This window comes from Candidatus Thiodiazotropha sp. AKAK3 (assembly GCF_058244645.1).
The window spans coordinates 1-18,089 of sequence record NZ_JBSYOQ010000002.1; the positions used below are offsets into that span (position 1 = coordinate 1).

The window sequence follows — 18,089 nt, forward strand, 5'->3', positions numbered from 1 at the left end:
ATCCAATGCGTTGCTTGGATCTACACCTGGGTTGACAATCTGAAGATGATGACCTGTTACACCATCTGACATCGTCTCTTCACCTAAATCAGTGTATGTTCCGTCATCTTCTACACTGACATCGGAATGCTCTCCATCACCTGAGCAATCACCAGTCTGAAAGTTGACCTGTGATTTAACCATGCTGTTATCTTCAGTGAATTTATACACATTGTTATAACTTGCACTCCCATCGTCATTTGCGTAACAGAGGTATTGCGCAAACCAGAGTTGATTTTTATAGTCATCACTCACAGGATCAGGTGTTGGATCTGGATCAGGCGTTGGATCGACATCATCCGCCATACTATGGAAGGTCAGACAGTGATCGTAATCCATACTGGAGCCATCACCCTGATCAATATCAAACCATTCTGTATCAATCGCTACATTATTTGAAAAACAGAGGGTATTGCTGTCTCTCAAATTGAAGTAGGCATCCGCTGATTCTCTATCATCTTCTGGATCATCTTCCTCCTCAATATCATCACACCAATCGCCTTCGTCTTCTTCATCACCACCCTCTTCCCAATCATCTTCGCCTGGGTAATCTGGCTCTGTTGGGATTGGCGGTTCAGGTGGTGGTTCATCTGAGACAGCAGTGGCTGATACAGGCGCATCAGTTGTAGATTCTGATTCTGCTTCACCAGAGCCGCAGTCATCCCAATCGATCATATCCCAATCTTCATAAATGATATCAAAGTGGATTTCGTAACCATCTGTTCCGTCTGGTAGTGTGGCACTGTTACCTACTGCATAGGTCAAGGTAACATATTCATTGGCTTCAGGGGCTACGATGCCATCGACTGGGGTTACACAACTCGCATCTTCATAATATTGAGTTCCAGTTAATATCTCTCCATCGACACCAAATTGATATAGGCGTCTTAAGTGGGTCTCGTTATCATAGTCAACGCATGTTGCACTCATCCATATTTTGCCAGAAATTTCGTTCTCTGTTACTGGATCACTCTCATCATCTGATGGATTATCAGGGTCTGTATCCTCTTCATCATCGGAAGAGTTGTCATCATCACTATCTGGTGGGTTATCGCTGTCACCTTTTTGATCATCTGGCGTTGTAGTATCGTCATTGTCTCCCTTATCAGGTGTCGTACCACCATCGCCCTCCCCGTTATCAGTAACATTGTCACCTTCACCATTGGTTTCACTTTCTGTATTGGGGTTGGAGCCGTCATCATCGCCTCCCCCGCCGCCGCCACAACCTCCGAGAGCCATGGAGATCACGAGAGGCATGGCAAGCAGAGCATAGGGTATGTTTACTTTCTTCATAACAATCCTTGTATATGTAATCGGTTTAATTAAGATTTTGGATCATATGCGATAAGATCTTAAGTTTTCAGGCGCAGGCTGAAGACCATCAAAACGAAAATGGTTAGTATTGAAAATGGAATGTGCTGGAACGTCATCTATAAAAACTCCCTTTTCTTAGATGCGATTTGATTTTTGGAATGTTGCTATAGCTTCCGCTGTTAATCAACCATTCTTGTTGTGCCTCTCTGGTGAGACTATATGGGTTAGAGTGATTGGCAAATTAGGGATTACCCTAGTTATCGCTGTTCATATTCAAAAAAGTGCACTTAAATCACAGTGTGTTTTATTTAAATGTTGATTTGATTATTTCATGTAACTTAACTTCTTGCTCTTTTCAGCCCTTAATGGTGCGGCAGGGCCACACCCTACTTTGGTGAATCTGTTTTGATCTCGATGAGGATAATCTGATTCAGGTCTCTAATAATCTGGGCATTAGCTCAACCAGGTTACAGGGCCGTGTTCTGTAGTCGAGTTGGGCTGATATCAACTTACTCCACCCATCCATACAGGCGCCAGTTGATCCTGGCAGGCAGAAGATGAAAGTGCCATTGGCTACACCTGCCAATGTGCGTGATTGCATTGTTGATGTACCAATGGTTTCAAACGATAAAACCCGAAACATCTCGCCAAAACCGTCAATCACTTTATCCAATAAGGGTGCAACTGCTTCCGGAGTGCCATCTCTGCCGGTCAATCCGGTACCCCCTGTCGTGATAACGACTTGCACATCAGGATTCGCAATCCATTCTGAAACCACTGCCCGGATCGCATAACGGTCATCCGGCACAATTCTTTTATCTGCCATTTTGTGACCATCTTTTTCCAATAAACTCTTCAGTTTTTGACCCGATTTATCATTCTCTTCCGTGCGGGTGTCGGAAACGGTCATCACACTGATATTCAGGGGTATAAACTGATGTTCATTACTCATTCTTAAAGACTCCTGGGTCTTGAATCGTTGCGTTGTATTATAGTTTTGTTACTCAATATTAATTTGGACGCTTTGCGTATATCGCGTCGAATAGCTCTTCGAGCTGCTGATGCGTCCCTCTCAAGCCATCGATTACATCTTTGGCCCAATCAAAGTAGGACTGCCTTCTCACCAGATCCCAACCTATGGGTGGGCTCAGATGCACGTCACGCAGATTTGCAATTTTATCAGCAAGCTTTACCAGCTTTGCTTTGGATGAGAGATCAGGGGCATGATCTATCTGCATCGCTTTACGTTCGAGTTTAGAGAGTGTCTTGTCATCGGTCACTTCCATCACCAATCCTGCGATAACCAGACCGAACTCACTCTCTATCTCTTCAACTGTGGTATCTGTATCCTCAATGGTATCATGCAGCAGTGCCGCTATCAGGGTCTCAGCATCATATACGCCGGCTTCGTTGACCAATATATCCATCAATATGATCGGATGATTGACATAGGGTGTTGCCTGCACATCTTTACGGCGCTGGTCACGATGTTTTCGTGCCGAGAAGAGCAGTGCTCTGGTAATGAGTGGTAGTTGATTATTATCCAATGTTACACCTGTAAAATCGCTAAGTATGTCATTTGCTGCGGTAAGTCCGTTAACCCTCAGCCGGTCTACTAGTTTTGCATCTCTAACCAGACACGCTCCTGCTCAACAAGTTTCCCCTCTTTATAGAGCCAAATGGTAAATACAGACCCTTCACCCGGTTCTGATTCGACACTGATATCACCACCATACTTTTTGATCAGACTATAGCTGACAGAGAGCCCTAAACCTGTACCCTCTCCTGCACTCTTTCCACTATTGAAGGGGTTGAAAATAGATCTCAGCTGACCCTGAGCTATGCCGTTGCCATTGTCGATCACCTCGATCGCCACCCCACCTTCATTCCAATCATAACTTCTCAGAGATACGGTGCCTGCCCCCTTCTCCAGGGCGTGTACTGCGTTAACTACAAGATTCACCAAAACCTGTTGCAACTCTTGTGGGTTTATCTTTACTTCATGAGTTGCTTTTAAATCCAACTCAATTTCAAAATCTGTTTTACTACGCAGATGCCGTACTAATACAAGGGTATGCTCTATGACTTCATTGACATTGATCAAAGAGATTTCTCCATCTATCTGATCGGGACGGGCATATTGCAACAAGCTGTTGATAATATCCTTGATACGAAAGATCTGCTCGATCACCAGATCGATTTCATGTTTAACCGGATCAGCAGCCGAGCCTAATTCAGCTACCAGCAAATCGAGATTACCCAACATAACAGCTGTCGGGTTATTGATTTCATGGGCAACACCTGCGGTCAACTCTCCCAATGCCGCCAGCTTTTCTGCATTGATCAGTTGAGCCCTGGTCTCTTCCAGGGTCTGGATCGTTGTCAGTAGCCTGTTGTTTTTCAACTTCAATTCAGCTGTCCGCTCATCCACCTTCTCTTCAAGCTGATCTGCCCACTGCTGCATCTCTTGATTGCGTTCCTGTAGCAGATCCAACAGCAGGTCAAACTCTCTGGCCAGATCCCCTATTTCATCAGTGGATGCGATATAGCCGATGCGTCTGGTCTGTCCCTCCCGGGTAGCACGTACAACACTCATCATCATTTCCAGCGGTTTGAAAATTGACTTTGCACCCCTGATCGATAGCCATGACGAGAACAACATCAATACCAGAAAGAACAGAACTAAAACAAAGAGTGCCTGCCATAGGGTGTTGCGTGATGGCGCTTCAAGAAAACCGGCATACAACATTCCGACCCGCTCACCATTCACATCGATAATGGGCTGATAGGCGGAGATATACCAGTCGTTAACAACAAAGGCCCGGTCTATCCATATTTTTCCATGATCGAGAACCTGGGTTCTCACCTCATTGGAGACCCGCGTACCCTGGGCTCGCTCATTTGGTGAACGAGGTACATTGGTGGTAATTCTTACATCGTCAAGAAATACAGTGACTGTACCGATACTGCCTTCGGGTAGACTTCCAGGGCCATAGACAAGGTCCCTAATGGTATCAACGAATTTAAAATTACCATTCAACAGAACACCACCATCCAGTACAGCAACCACCTCTCCTCTGGAGTTTTTAACCGGATAGAGTGCCCTGATCATCATCCCCCGCTCTTCTACCTGTTGAGCTGAAGGTCTGGCCCGGGGGGTCGCAAGCAGCGGCATTGCAACCTTGCTGGCCAATCCTGGTGATTGTGCCTCCAGATCCTCAGCGGAGAATATCTCTATCTCAACTTTAGCTGATCCCTGTAGTGCAACGAGTAGTGATGGAGAGGGGTGTGCCCTTTGTGGCTCTGTTGTATCGGACTTGAACAGTAGCTTGGCATCCTTACCCAGTAGATGCAGATATGAGAAGCCGTGATCCTCCTGTATCTTTTCAAGTTGCCTTTTGATAACCGTGCTACTACTCGACTCCAAAGCGGTATTGAAGATATAGGACTCTGCCAACCGCTCCAGTGTATTAAGATAATCTTCCTGCAGACGGTAAAAGTTATCCTCAGCGACTGATAGATCGGTATTGACCTTAATGAATAGCTGTTCGTAGCTGAACTGAGAACCCCAGTAGATCGCCAAACCCAATGCAATCGGCATGATCAGCAGAATGGGAAACAGAACCAGCACCAGCATTTTGTAACGCAAGGTGCTTTGTATGATCCGGATGAGTTTCAGCACGGATCAGGCTATACCCCAAGCTTGCGCTTTGCGCTCTAGCGTCTTACGGGAGATACCCAGTACCCGTGCTGCCGCTGATTTATTGCCATTATTCAGTTCTAATACTTTGAGAATATGTCGCTTCTCCACCGACTCAAGCAGTTGTGATGCTTCTGTCTGTTTGGGCGCAGCCTGACCTTGCTCTATTTCGGTGCCTGTTATGCAGAGACTCGGAGATTGATTTAACAGCAAACTGCGCTCAATCACATTTTTCAATTCACGCACATTGCCTGGCCAATCATAGTGCAGCAGCATCTCGATCTCATTTTCTCCCAAATCGGGCACTTCGATGCCAAGCTCTGAAGCCAGGGTGTTGATAAAGTGGTTTGCCAGAAGTGGAATATCTTCACGTCGCTCACGTAGAGCAGGAATGCGTAAAGATAGAACATTGAGTCGATAATAGAGGTCTTCCCGAAATCCCCCCCGCTGAACTTCATCACCCAGATCCCGATTCGTCGCGGCTATGATACGCACATCAATGGGAACCTCTCGATTTGATCCAACCGGGCGAATAGTTCGCTCTTCGAGTGAGCGCAACAGGTGCGCCTGCATTGAGAGGGGCATCTCGCCGATCTCATCAAGAAAAAGGGTTCCCCCATTTGCATAGGTGAAGAGGCCATCTCTGGATAGATGCGCGCCAGTGAAAGCGCCTTTTACGTGACCAAACAGTTCACTCTCCAGCAGCTCAGCAGACATTGCTCCGCAGTTGACCGGCACAAAGCTACCTGACCTTCCACTTAAATCATGGATCGCCCGTGCTGCCAGCTCTTTGCCCGTTCCTGACTCACCTTCGATCAACACTGTTGAGGGCATGGGTGCAACCCGCTTCACTACGCCACACAAGGCGTGCATCTGTTTACACTCACCAATAATTCCCGAACTGTCATAGATCTGATCAACCTGCCGACGCAGTACAAAGTTCTCCCTCTGCATCTTCTGGCGTTCCAGGTAGCGCTCTACTGAGGCAACCATCTGCTCCATACGGAACGGTTTCATAATAAAGTCTTCAGCGCCTGCTCTAAGTGCTGAGATAGCTGTTTCCAGGTCTGCATGGGCGGTCATAAAGATAACCCCTGTGTTGCCACCCTGCTGCCGAAGCTCTCTTACCCATTCAACCCCCCCGGTACGACCTGGTAGACGAATATCGGTGATGATCAGATCAAAGTGGCAGTGTTGTCTCAGCTCTTCTGCGGAAGCCACGTCCTTGGCTGTCTCAACCAGTCCAAAAAAGCGCCTGAGGCCTTTTTGTAAAAAACTCAGAATACCTGGCTCATCATCAACAATGAGCACTGAAGTCATGCGGGAAGTACCCCCCTCCTTGTGAGGAAATGTTGTGGGCTCAATCCCTGCCACAAGCTCATCAGTTTTTATATTCATCGATCACTGTTTAAGTTCAGCTATGGATTTGACCAGTCGGCTGTGTCCCTTAGTGAGACAAAATGACTAACTCAAAGTGTGTCATTCTGGGAACATTTGTCTCAATTTTGGATTCCCTTGAACAACGAAGGGAGAAACTGACGGTCATCGAATGCAGAATTTGTTTTTATAGTCCTGCCATCACTAAATAGTAGTCAATACAAAACCAATTACTATTGCAAATACCATGACAACAGCAGCAGATCTGTATGGCACTACTTTTGCAGCGTATTTCATTATTGCTACGCCTTGCTGGTTTTTTTTCAGTCATTGAGGCGCATGGACTACTGAAAATCAAGACGGAACGCTAACCCGACTAAGAATTTTGGACGTTAAACTGAAAGATAGAGCCAATCAACCATAAAAATAATCTGTTATTTCAATCGATTGAATACCCGATGAGGACTCATAATGAATAATGCGATAGCGAAGCACTTTCTCAAGCCGCTGTTGGCCTGTCTACTGCTCAGCATGGGCACTGTCCATGCCGATAGTGATCACAACATCAGACTGGCCACCACTACCAGTACAGATAATTCAGGACTGCTAACTGCACTACTCCCGGAATTCCAAGCTGATACAGGATACAACGTGCATGTTATTGCGGTAGGAACAGGTAAAGCATTGCGTATGGGACGTGATGGGGATGTGGATGTGGTGTTGGTACACGCCCGTGCTGCAGAAGATGAATTTGTAAGTCAGGGGCATGGTGATAAACGTTATGGTGTTATGTATAACGATTTCGTCCTGGTAGGCCCTAAGGAGGATCCTGCAGGGATCGCAAATGCCAAGGATGTGACTGATGCCCTAAAACGGCTTGCTGACCACTCTGCAACCTTTGTATCCAGAGGTGACGATTCAGGCACCCATAAAAAGGAGCTTGGCCTATGGAAAAAAGCAGGGGTAACTGCAACAGGATCATGGTATCGGGAAGCTGGCCAGGGCATGGGGAAAGTACTCCAGATCGCTGCAGAGATGAACGCCTACACCCTTACTGACCGGGGCACCTGGTTGGCTTATGAGAAAAAGTCCCCGCTGAAAATCAGTTTTGAGGGTGACCCACTGCTATTTAACCCATACGGCATCATTGCAGTGAACCCCCAAAAGTATCCGGATATTAACCACAAAGGCGCCCAGCAACTGATTCGCTGGCTTATCTCACCAGAGGGGCAGGAGCGCATCAATAATTTCCGTATTGGCGATAATCGCCTGTTTACACCTTCTGCCGATGCAGGAGAGTTTGCATCATTCAACCACAGCAAATGATGTTATGGAGAGACTGACAACCACTACGCTGGCAGCCCTGGAGCTGCTGTTCAGTGGCAATCCTGAACTGTGGGAAATTATTGCAATCTCCTTTCAGGTCTCCGGGATTGCCATCCTGGTGGCTACTCCGCCAGCGTTGTTGGTCGCCTTTGTACTCAGTTATTACCACTTTCCAGGTAGAAGGTTACTGATCTCCCTTAACAGCACGTTACTCTCTGTACCTGCTGTTGTGGTTGGTTTGACCCTGTTCATTCTGCTCTCCCGGCAGGGCCCCCTTGGAGAGTGGAAACTGTTGTTCACCCAGACCGCGATGATACTTGGTCAGATCGCCCTTGCATTCCCGATCCTTGTCGCCATGGGGCACTCTGCTCTGCAAGCCTGTGACAGACGCGCCTGGGAGACAGCCCGCACTCTGGGCGCCAACCCATTGCGGGCGCTGTTAACGATTATGCGGGAAGCCAGATTTGGTCTGATGGCGGCCCTACTTGCAGCCTATGGGCGGATCATTGCAGAGGTTGGGGCATCAATGATGCTTGGCGGTAACATCCTGCACTACACGCGCAATATACCAACCGCCATCGCCCTGGAGTCGAGTAAAGGAGAGTTTGCCCAGGGCATAGCCTTAGGTCTTGTGTTACTTGTGCTGGCCTTCTCTCTCAACGCCTTCCTACAGCACTTTCAAGGAAAGGGGCAACCTGCCTGATGGTTATACCTAAAACTTTTAAAGTTCACGCCTTAAAGAAGCACTTTGCCAAGCGACAGGTTTTACATGAGATCAGTTTCTCACTTGAATCAGGTCACACCCATCTTCTCAGTGGTGACAACGGCGCTGGTAAATCTACCTTATTGCGTATCCTCGCGGGACTTGAAAAACCTGACACTATCCAGCTTGACCTTGGCAGAGGGGTACGTTGCTGGCGAAGTATCAAGAAGGAACTTCAACACCACACACTCTATCTGCATCAACACCCCTATATGTTCGATGGCACAGTAAACTACAACCTGAACTATGCAATTTCTGAAAAGCTTACAAAGCAGGAACGCAAACAGCAGATTGATGAGGCCCTGGAGTGGGCTGACCTGAAGGATCTCGCCAATTCCCCTGCAAAATCACTTTCTGGCGGTGAAAAACAACGCGTCTCTCTGGCTCGAGCCTGGTTGAAAAAACCTGCCATTCTGCTGCTTGACGAACCCACAGCCAATCTGGATCATGAATCTAGACAACGTACTCTCAGCTTGTTGGAGGCGCTCAAAAACAGTGGCTCTGCCATGTTGCTGGCCAGCCACGACCCGATGCACTTTCCATCTTTGATCGATCAGCATCTGCATCTGGATCAGGGTAAACTGATACGCATTAACGAGCAGAATCTGCCGATAGATGACACAGCCCATCCCAGCTTCAGGAGTACCGCATGAACAGTCGGCCAAATTTCACTGCAGTCATATTAGCCGGCGGCCGGGGAAGCCGCATGGGTGGCAGTGACAAGGGTCTGGTTCAGCTGGATGGCAAACCGCTGATTGAACATGTCATCTCTGCCATTGCCCCCCAGGTACAACAACTGGTTATCAATGCCAATCGCAATATTCCCGACTATCAGAAATTTGGCTATCCAGTCATTCGAGATGAACTGAGTGGATACCAGGGGCCTTTGGCCGGCATCTTTGCCGCACTGGAATTTATCGATAGTCCGGATCTGATAACTGTACCCTGTGACGGTCCCAGACTGCCCGAAGACCTGGTAGAGAGACTGGCATCCGCTCGACAAAGTGAGGATGCAGATATTGCTGTCGCATACGATGGCAAGCGCCTGCAACCGGTATATGCACTGATTCCGACAAGAGTGCAACAGAGTTTGCAGCACTATCTAGACGGGGGCGACCGAAAAATCGATCTTTGGTATGCCCAACACAAGATGGCCATGGCGGACTTCTCAGATATTCCAGAGACTTTTATGAACATCAATACGCCAGAAGATCGGAACGAACTTGAACAACCCCGCTCAGCACAGCAGTGAGACTACAGGGATGATCGACTATCCAATCCCCCTGCTTGGCTTCAGTGCCTTCAGTGGCACGGGTAAAACCACCCTGCTGACAAAACTTCTGCCGATACTCAAAAAGGACGGTCTGCGAATTGCTGTGGTTAAACATGCCCAACACCAGTTCGAGATCGATCACCCTCAAAAGGATAGCTATGAGCTGCGCAAGTCTGGCGCAGCCCAGATGCTGGTCGCCTCCAGGGGGCGGATGGCGTTGATATCGGAGACAGATGACAGCAACGAACCCAGTCTGCAATCCACACTGCCACACCTCGATCATCGCGCACTGGATCTGGTGCTGGTTGAAGGCTTCAAACAGGCAGCCATTCATAAAATCGAACTGCACCGGCCCAAACTGGGCAAACCTCTGCTTTGCCTCAGTGACCCCAACATCATTGCCATCGCCACTGATGAGGCGATATGCTCTCTACCAGATGAGTTACCGGTTTTGGATTTAAACCAACCGGATGCAATTGCAAACTTCATTCGCCAACAGCTCTATCGATTCGGAGAACGTCCAATCCATGACCCCACAAGCCACCGATCCTCAAGCCAGCTGCGCTGATCCCGAGCAATCCACAACCCTCCGAGTCACTGCAGCCAGAGAGGCGATTCAGACAGGTATTCAGCCAATAGTCACCACCCAGAGGCTGGCGCTGAGGGAGGCGTTAGGTCGGGTATTGGCAGAAGATATCATCTCCCCCATTGATGTACCGGGACACACCAATTCTGCTATGGATGGTTATGCCCTTATCGGGGAAGATCTACAATCTGGCAGGGTAGAAAAGTTTAAGCTGATTGGCACAACAGTAGCCGGTAAACCTTTTCAAACCCAATGCGGTAAAGGTGAATGCGTGCGCATTATGACTGGCGCCCCTATGCCCGCTGGCAGCGATACGGTGATCATGCAGGAGCAGGCAAAGCTCGATGAGCATGATATGGTCAGTTTTACCTCTCAACATAAACCTGGTCAGAATGTACGCCATGCAGGAGAGGATATCCCCAAGGGCAGCTCAGTACTGCAACCCGGCAGACGTTTGACAGCTGCTGATCTGGGCGTATTGGCATCCCTTGGCTTCGGTGAAGTCAGCGTCAGGCGTAAACCTCGCATCGCTTTTTTCTCCACAGGAGATGAGTTGCGCGGCCTTGGAGAGACCCTCTCAGAGGGTGATGTCTACGACAGCAACCGTTATAGCCTGTATGGCATGCTGAAAGAGTGTGGCGCAGAGCTGTTGGACATGGGGGTGATCAAAGATGATCCGCAAGCCTTACGCCAGGCATTTCAGACCGCAGCCGAGGAGGCGGATATAGTAATCTCCTCAGGCGGTGTTTCTGTGGGAGAGGCAGACTACACCAAAAAAATCCTGCAACAGTTGGGTGAGATTCATTTTTGGAAAATCGCCATGAAGCCTGGTCGACCTCTGGCATTTGGCAAACTGGGTGAAACCCTCTTTTTTGGGCTACCCGGCAACCCAGTGGCGGTGATGGTCACCTTCTACCAGTTCGTGCTTCCGGCGATTCACTATCTTGCCACCGGCAAGCCCTATCACCCCTTCACCCTATCTGCGGTTTGCAGCAACAATATCCGCAAAAGAGCGGGGCGTTATGAATTTATCCGGGGTGCATTTGTATCGGGTAGTGATGGAGCGATTTCGGTTGAATCCGTGGGGCAGCAGGGATCGGGTATCCTCACTTCAATGAGTCGAGGTAACTGTTTCATACTACTGCCGGAAAGCTGTGCCGGCGTTGCAGAGGGTGAGCGGGTGGAGATACAGCCCTTCTCATACCTTGCGCTTGATCCAGTGGCTGGATAGGAAAAATCTGATCAACTGCCCTTTTCAAAACAGTTCAGCAACCGTTCCAGAGTTGCCCACTCCTCATCCTTCAGCTTTCCGTTGAGTGCGGCCCGCTCAATTTTCGCCACAACCTCACGGGTTTTCGGCGACAGTCTCTGATTCATCTGGCGTACAGACATCAACAGGGTTTCGAGATTATCGCCATCGGATACGGCTGTCTGTGTGCGTCCTTTAAGCTTGGGATACTGATACTCCACACCATCCACCGGATGTTGCACATCCATATACCCCTCCGGTAGATCCATACCCGCCTCTATCCGCCTGGCAACCACATCACCCATGTTTCTCCTGCCTGTAACCATCTGGCTCACATGGGCCGGAGTCAATCCAACCTGTTCTGAGAACTCCCTCTGGGAATGGAAGCAGGCGATCTGTTCCACTAGATTGGCTTTCCGTATCGTCTTGATATTCATTATTCGTGAATAATAGCAACTTGCTATAGATCAAACCATGTACATATTGCTATATTTTTAGCATCAAGCTAAAATGCCTGGGCAATATGGATATGAAAACTTTTATAGAAATGGAAGGTCGTGAAGCTGCCAGACGTTTAGCTGTCAAAAGTGGCACCAAATATATCTATCTAACACAGATCGCCTCTGGTTTCAGAAAGCCCAGTGGTCGATTGACCCTGTTGCTCGAACGCTACTCACAGGGCAAGCTGACCCGCTTCGAATTGCGACCCGACCTATATCCAAAAGAGTAGATTGTTAACAAGTGCTGAAGTTCTCCTCCAACTTAAAACCGAAGCACCTTAGAAAGGAAAAATAGTATTTACAAAATGGAACTCTCTAAAAAATGTCCGACTCATTCAAATAGATTGAAGCGTTATTGTAATGAGTTTTCAGAATTTAATGACCGCTGTGAGCAACTCTGTAATGCATTTGAGCATATCGCAACGCACCATGACACTATCAGCAGTTTTGCCGTGAGAGGCATGAAGCAGAATGCCTTGTGGTTAAAAAGACGGATGAAAGAGATGGAACAGAAATTGGAAACATTGTGTGAAGAAGTATGCCAATAAAAAACAGTTAATCACTGCTAATGCGCCATTAATCCTTCTGTTGTGGATTGTTGATGCAGCTGATGAATACTCCCCCTCTCCCCCAGCCCCTCTCCCGCAAGGGGCGAGGGGAGCTACTCTACCTTCCTATCAAACACACCATGATGTAAAAAGAACACCACCTGCCGAATAACCTCATCATCCCGCATAATGAACATATGCTCTGCCTTAACCAACAGGAAATCTTTCATCTCTAACATCTTGGTCCGTTCAACAGCCACCTTGCCATCATCTTTACCAGGAATCTCAGGCAGAAACCAGGTTACCCCCTCTTTCTCTCCAGCAATAATTCCAATCTCACCATCGATGGGTTTAAGTTTGTTGGGCAGACTGTTGTCATCTGTACCCAGAACCTGGCCAGCCGGCCCTAGAATCATCTTATAGAAAATATCATCTTTCATCTCATCAGTGATTTCACTGCCTTTATTGGGGGGTGCCAACATCACGATTCGACCCAGTTTATCAATCTGATGATCCTGCAAATAATATCTTACGAGAATACCGCCCAGGGAATGGGTGACAAAATGGATCTTTTCACTCTGTTTGCTGTTGCAGAAGGCAAGGCCTGACTCAATCGCCGGTGCAGTAACTTCATTCACACTTTGAGTAAGACTGGGATAGCTCTCATTCCATACATGATAACCCTGTTCTTCCAACGCCTCTTCAATCAGTCCTAATGATAGGGAAGAGCGACCCAAGCCGTGCAGAAGAACAACACACTCATTCTGTGATCCCAGTGTGATAGGTATATAAAGCAAGAGTAGTGAACAAAGAAAAAGTCGTTTCATCATCTATTAGACAATCGATTGGCAATTCGTACCATTCTGGCCAACTCTCTTTCCAGTTCCTGGCGTTTGTGGCGAAGATATGCCTTCAGGTTACGCTTACGCAGAAAAAGCAGAAACACCCGAATATTTTCCAGGATTCGCTGCTTTTCACCGCGTACCAGCAGGGCAACTGCTGAGCTGACAACCAGTGTAGAGATATATAACAGCATCCACTTCCAACCATAATAGTTAAATACCAGAAAGGTCTGCAAGCCCCAAAAGAAGGTAAAAGAGAACAATCCCAAAATCATTTTGGTGGTGTCATGTTGATTGGTTCCCTTAGCGAAATGGTGGGAGAGACGTTTTGCCAACTGATAGGGAATATAACTGTTAATGATGCCCCACAAGGCAACCGGAAAAACGACCAGTAACATCCAGATCATTCGCAATAGGTAGAGCCCGATCAATGTGGGTTTGTAATCAACTGACAGGTGATAGTCCTTCACGCCACAATGCTGACATATTTTTTCAAACTGCTTTAACTGAGTGATCAATGCACGGACTTTATCAGGCTCGTAATTCCTGAGTAATCGCTGGGCATCAATGAGACGCTGTTGGGTACGGAATCGTTGCTGCAGATTACGATGATGATATTTACCATGACGAAATGCGAAGAAATTCTCAATTCGGGCAACCAGGTTAATCTCTTCCCAACTCTCTGCATTTAGAGTGACCGACTCCAGACCGACACGGATTCGATCAGTCAATTCAATCACACTCTCTTCTTGAGTGTTCTCTTCATCAAAATCCAGGCTGAGCGACTCACCAAACTGAACCAATACCGCACTGCGGAATTGCCCCTTTTGCGGGAAAGTCAGACCGACAGGAATCACGGCTGGTTTATATCCTGCTACTTGGATCGTTTCCAACGCCATTCGAGCTGCGCCAGTTTTCAGCTCTGTCAGCTGAGGTATGTCATGACTCTGCCCTTCAGGAAAGATAATCAGGGCCTCACCCTTGGCAAGCAACGCATAGCACTGGGAAAAGGTCTCTCTGTTTTTTGAAGTGTCAGCACCCGGATCTCCACGACGAAAAATGGGGACCGCACCCATTCCCTGCAGGATAGGTTTCAGTAGAATATTACTAAACAATCCACTTCGCGCCAGTGGACGGATGGGCTTTCGGGTTGCAGCCTGCAAAACCACTGCATCGGCAAGAGCATTAACGTGATTTGCGCATAATATAATGCCTTGCTTTTCAGGCAGATTCTCAATACCGGAGACTTCAAACCGTTGGTAAAAAATCTTTACAACAAGCCGACAGAAACCTTGCCAGCTCTTTTCAAACCAGGTTAACGTCCCTTGTACAGAATCTATTGACTGCTCTTTTCCCATGGTGGGTCAAGAGTATCATGTCAATGAGATGGAGTGCAGCCACCCTTCATGCTTTCAAATCACACCGAAATACCATGTAGCAATCCGTCACGTTGAAATAATTTATTAACCCGGCGACTAAGTATGTCGTCTTCAGGGTTAATAGGTGTTAGGTATTTAGCGAAACGAATCCTATTTTATCCATAGAGGATAACTCACTACCACTCAAGACCGTCCACACCATCACCAGTCAATTCGGAGCCGTCTGACAATCCAGCTTCGCCGCTTGTGTCAGGATTAACAGAGAGTGCATTGTCTGCCATTTCATATTGAGCTTGCTCGCTATCTTCTAACGCTGCCCATGGATCTGAGGGATCGGCATTCGAATCCGCATCAGAACCCTGCTGGACAACGTCGGCCCAGCCATCGCCTCCCCCCTCATCAAAGTAGTCGGCACCATCGAATGGGTCTTCCACCGTCTCACCGCTAACATCACCTCTTTCATCTCGGTCATGGGACTCATCTCTATCCTCTCGCTCGCCTCGGCCACGGTGCTCTTCTCGATCACCTCGACCACGGTTCTCTTCACGATCTTCTCTATCGCCTCGACCACGGTTCTCCTCACGATCTTCTCTATCACCTCGGCCACGGTGCTCTTCACGATCTTCGCGTTCACCTCGACCTTGGTGCTCTTCACGATCTTCTCGATCACCTCGACCACGGTTCTCCTCACGATCTTCTCTATCGCCTCGACTACGGTTCTCCTCACGATCGTCTCGATCGCCTCGACCACGGTGCTCTTCTCGGTCTTCTCTATCGCCTCGACCACGGTTCTCCTCACGATCTTCTCTATCGCCTCGGCCACGGTTCTCCTCACGATCATCTCTATCGCCTCGGCCATGGTGCTCTTCTCGATCTTCCTTATCACCCCGACCTTGACGTTCTTCTCGATCTTCCCTGTCACCTCGGCCTTGATGTTCTTCTCGATCTTCCCTGTCGCCTCGACCTTGGCGTTCTTCTCGATCTTCCCTGTCGCCTCGACCTTGGTGTTCTTCTCGATCTTCCCTGTCACCTCGGCCTTGATGCTCTTCTCGATCTTCCTTATCGCCTCGACCTTGGCTTTCTTCTCGATCTTCCCTGTCACCTCGGCCTTGGTGCTCTTCGCGATCTTCTCGATCATCCCGGCCACGGCCCTCTTCGCGATCTTCCCGTTCCTCTTCTACAAATTCAGAGTCACTGTCTAAACCCTGTATATTTAAGGTCAACGTAGTCTCTGCAGTACCGCCCTGGTCATCAGTAACAGTTACAGGCACTTCTATAGTTTCAGATTCACCTGTACCTAATTCTTCATAGCTGGAGGCATCGAAGCTATACGACCCGTCTTCATTTACAATAAGACTTTCTACTTTTGAAGTGGTTGAAAAAGTCAGCGACGCACCTTCTGCCAGATCCACATCACTTGCTTCCAGCTGTCCAGTTACAAGTTCACCTTCATCTACTGAAGACTCTTGAGCTTCAGCAACTGGCGCATCATTGGTTCCAGTAACAGTAATTGTCAGGGTGGTCTCTGCGGTAGCACCTTGATCATCAGTTACGGTTACAGGTACTTCTACAGTTTCAGTTTCTCCAGCACCCAATTCTTCATAGTTGGAGGCATCGAAGCTATATGAACCATCCTCATTGATAGTAAGTCCTTCAACATCGGATTCAGTTGAAAATGACAATGTTGCACCATCAGTCAGGTCAACGTCGTCCCCATCAAGCTGTCCTTTTACAACAGCCCCATCATCCACTGAAGTCTCTGCTGCTGTCACCGTAGGCAGGTCGTTGGTTCCATTTACTGTGATGGTTAGTGTCGTCTCAGCTGCACCGCCCTGGTCATCAGTAACCGATACAGGCACTTCTATGGTTTCAGTCTCTCCAGCACCCAATTCTTCATAGCTGGAGGCATCAAAACTGTATGAACCATCTTCGCTGAGAGTAAGCCCTTCAACCTCTGATTCAGTTGAAAAGGACAATGTTGCACCATCAGCCAGGTCAACGTCGCTCCCGTCCATCTGCCCTTTAACAACAGCCCCTTCTTCTACTGAAGTCTCTTGAGCTTCAGCAACTGGCGCATCATTGGTTCCAGTGACAGTAATTGTCAGGGTGGTCTCTGCGGTAGCACCTTGATCATCAGTTACGGTTACAGGTACTTCTATAGTTTCAGTTTCACCAGCACCCAATTCTTCATAACTGGAAGCATCGAAGCTATACGAGCCATCCTCATTTACAACAAGACCTTCTACTTCTTCGGATGCAGTAAAAGTCAGTGTTGCACCATCAGCCAGATCAACATCATTCCCGCCTAAACGCCCTTTAACAACAGCCCCCTCTTCTACTGAAGTCTCTTGAGCTTCAGCAACTGGCGCATCATTCGTTCCAGTGACAGTAATTGTGAGGGTAGTCTCTGCGGTAGCACCTTGATCATCAGTAACGGTTACAGGTACTTCTATGGTTTCAGTTTGTTCAGCACCCAACTCTTCATAGTTGGAAGCGTCGAAACTATACGACCCATCCTCATTTAGAATGAGTCCCTCCACTTCTGAAGAAGTTGAAAATGTCAGCGAAGAACCATCAGCCAGATCAATGTCATTTCCATCCAGTTGCCCTTTAACAACAGCACCTTCTTCTACTGAAGTCTCTTGAGCTTCAGCAACTGGCCCGTCATTGGTTCCAGTGACAGTAATTGTCAGAGTGCTCTCTGCGGTAGCACCTTGATCATCGGTAACAGTTACCGGCACATCGATAGTTTCAGCCTCTCCAGCACCCAGAGTTTCATAACCCGAAGCATCGAAACTGTATGAACCATCTTCATTAATAGTAAGACCGTCAACATCACTTTCTGTTGAAAAAACAAGTGATGAACCTTCAGCCAAATCAACATCATTCCCGTCCAACTGCCCTTTAACAACAGCCCCCTCATCCACTGAAGCCTCTACTGCTGTCACCGTAGGCAGGTCATTGGTTCCATTTATTGTGATGGTTAATGTCGTCTCTGAGGATGCACCTTGATCATCAGTAACAGTTACCGGTATTTCGACAGTTTCTGATTCACCAGCACCAATCTCTTCATAGCTGGAGGCATCAAAGCTATACGACCCATCTTCATTTATAATAAGACCTTCTACTTCTGAAGTGGCTGAAAAAGTCAGCGACGCACCTTCTGCCAGATCAACATCACTGGCTTCCAGCT

The 18,089-nt window shown here is 47.9% G+C and carries 16 protein-coding genes; 7 read left to right on the forward strand and 9 right to left on the reverse strand.

All coding sequences use genetic code 11. The features are described 5' to 3' along the window. The 5 genes from AC4IE7_RS00075 to AC4IE7_RS00095 all read right to left on the reverse strand — a co-directional run. Window positions 1–1,332, reverse strand: a 1,332-nt coding sequence (locus tag AC4IE7_RS00075) for a hypothetical protein (protein WP_490774753.1), incomplete at its 3' end; no start/stop codon positions are given. 451 nt (window positions 1,333–1,783) lie between these two features. Beyond that, entirely contained in the window at window positions 1,784–2,305 is a 522-nt protein-coding gene (gene moaB / locus AC4IE7_RS00080; protein WP_490774754.1) for a molybdenum cofactor biosynthesis protein B, read from the reverse strand. 58 nt (window positions 2,306–2,363) lie between these two features. Further along, window positions 2,364–2,900, reverse strand: coding sequence for an HD domain-containing protein (locus AC4IE7_RS00085; RefSeq protein WP_490774755.1), 537 nt, complete (start codon window positions 2,898–2,900; stop codon window positions 2,364–2,366). Between the two features lie 68 nt (window positions 2,901–2,968). Next, the gene (locus AC4IE7_RS00090; RefSeq protein ID WP_490774756.1) at window positions 2,969–5,035 is read right to left on the reverse strand and encodes a sensor histidine kinase; all 2,067 of its coding nucleotides are present in this window, start codon (window positions 5,033–5,035) and stop codon (window positions 2,969–2,971) included. Window positions 5,036–5,038: 3 nt separating this feature from the next. Continuing rightward, complete coding sequence (locus AC4IE7_RS00095) at window positions 5,039–6,451, reverse strand: sigma-54-dependent transcriptional regulator (RefSeq protein ID WP_490774757.1); 1,413 nt, start codon at window positions 6,449–6,451, stop codon at window positions 5,039–5,041. Between the two features lie 450 nt (window positions 6,452–6,901). Here AC4IE7_RS00095 and AC4IE7_RS00100 point away from each other — a divergent pair, with 450 nt between their 5' ends. Genes AC4IE7_RS00100 through moeA form a run of 6 tightly spaced genes read left to right on the forward strand, consistent with a single transcriptional unit; the run spans window position 6,902 to window position 11,609 of the window. Beyond that, window positions 6,902–7,756 carry an ABC transporter substrate-binding protein gene (locus AC4IE7_RS00100; RefSeq protein WP_490774758.1) on the forward strand — a complete coding sequence of 285 codons (855 nt, stop codon included), beginning with the start codon at window positions 6,902–6,904 and terminating at the stop codon, window positions 7,754–7,756. Between the two features lie 4 nt (window positions 7,757–7,760). Next, the gene (locus AC4IE7_RS00105) at window positions 7,761–8,459 is read left to right on the forward strand and encodes an ABC transporter permease (protein WP_490774759.1); all 699 of its coding nucleotides are present in this window, start codon (window positions 7,761–7,763) and stop codon (window positions 8,457–8,459) included. After that, complete coding sequence (locus tag AC4IE7_RS00110; RefSeq protein ID WP_490774760.1) at window positions 8,459–9,172, forward strand: ABC transporter ATP-binding protein; 714 nt, start codon at window positions 8,459–8,461, stop codon at window positions 9,170–9,172. Before AC4IE7_RS00105 ends, AC4IE7_RS00110 begins: the two co-directional genes overlap by 1 nt. Further along, window positions 9,169–9,771 (forward strand): molybdenum cofactor guanylyltransferase MobA, encoded by a 603-nt coding sequence (gene mobA, locus AC4IE7_RS00115; RefSeq protein WP_490774761.1) that lies wholly within the window; start codon window positions 9,169–9,171, stop codon window positions 9,769–9,771. Before AC4IE7_RS00110 ends, mobA begins: the two co-directional genes overlap by 4 nt. Beyond that, on the forward strand, window positions 9,743–10,360 hold the full coding sequence (mobB, locus tag AC4IE7_RS00120) for a molybdopterin-guanine dinucleotide biosynthesis protein B (protein ID WP_490774762.1): 618 nt from the start codon (window positions 9,743–9,745) through the stop codon (window positions 10,358–10,360). Before mobA ends, mobB begins: the two co-directional genes overlap by 29 nt. Then, window positions 10,320–11,609: a molybdopterin molybdotransferase MoeA gene (gene moeA / locus AC4IE7_RS00125; RefSeq protein ID WP_490774763.1), complete on the forward strand. Its 1,290-nt coding sequence runs from the start codon at window positions 10,320–10,322 to the stop codon at window positions 11,607–11,609. The genes mobB and moeA overlap by 41 nt, the downstream gene beginning before the upstream one ends. Before the next feature lie 11 nt (window positions 11,610–11,620). Here moeA and AC4IE7_RS00130 read toward each other — a convergent pair whose 3' ends face one another. Further along, on the reverse strand, window positions 11,621–12,064 hold the full coding sequence (locus AC4IE7_RS00130; protein WP_490774764.1) for a helix-turn-helix domain-containing protein: 444 nt from the start codon (window positions 12,062–12,064) through the stop codon (window positions 11,621–11,623). Between the two features lie 92 nt (window positions 12,065–12,156). Here AC4IE7_RS00130 and AC4IE7_RS00135 point away from each other — a divergent pair, with 92 nt between their 5' ends. Further along, window positions 12,157–12,357 (forward strand): hypothetical protein, encoded by a 201-nt coding sequence (locus tag AC4IE7_RS00135; protein WP_490774765.1) that lies wholly within the window; start codon window positions 12,157–12,159, stop codon window positions 12,355–12,357. A 431-nt stretch (window positions 12,358–12,788) separates the two neighbouring features. On the opposite strand, the gene AC4IE7_RS00140 is transcribed toward AC4IE7_RS00135, so the two are convergent. From AC4IE7_RS00140 to AC4IE7_RS00150, 3 genes are all read right to left on the reverse strand, one after another. Further along, the gene (locus tag AC4IE7_RS00140; protein ID WP_490774766.1) at window positions 12,789–13,505 is read right to left on the reverse strand and encodes an esterase/lipase family protein; all 717 of its coding nucleotides are present in this window, start codon (window positions 13,503–13,505) and stop codon (window positions 12,789–12,791) included. Beyond that, window positions 13,502–14,875, reverse strand: a complete 1,374-nt coding sequence (locus tag AC4IE7_RS00145) for a 1-acyl-sn-glycerol-3-phosphate acyltransferase (RefSeq protein ID WP_490774767.1) — start codon at window positions 14,873–14,875, stop codon at window positions 13,502–13,504. The genes AC4IE7_RS00140 and AC4IE7_RS00145 overlap by 4 nt, the downstream gene beginning before the upstream one ends. Window positions 14,876–15,072: 197 nt before the next feature. Beyond that, window positions 15,073–18,089: cadherin-like domain-containing protein (locus tag AC4IE7_RS00150; protein ID WP_490774768.1), on the reverse strand; the 3,017-nt coding region annotated here is incomplete at its 5' end.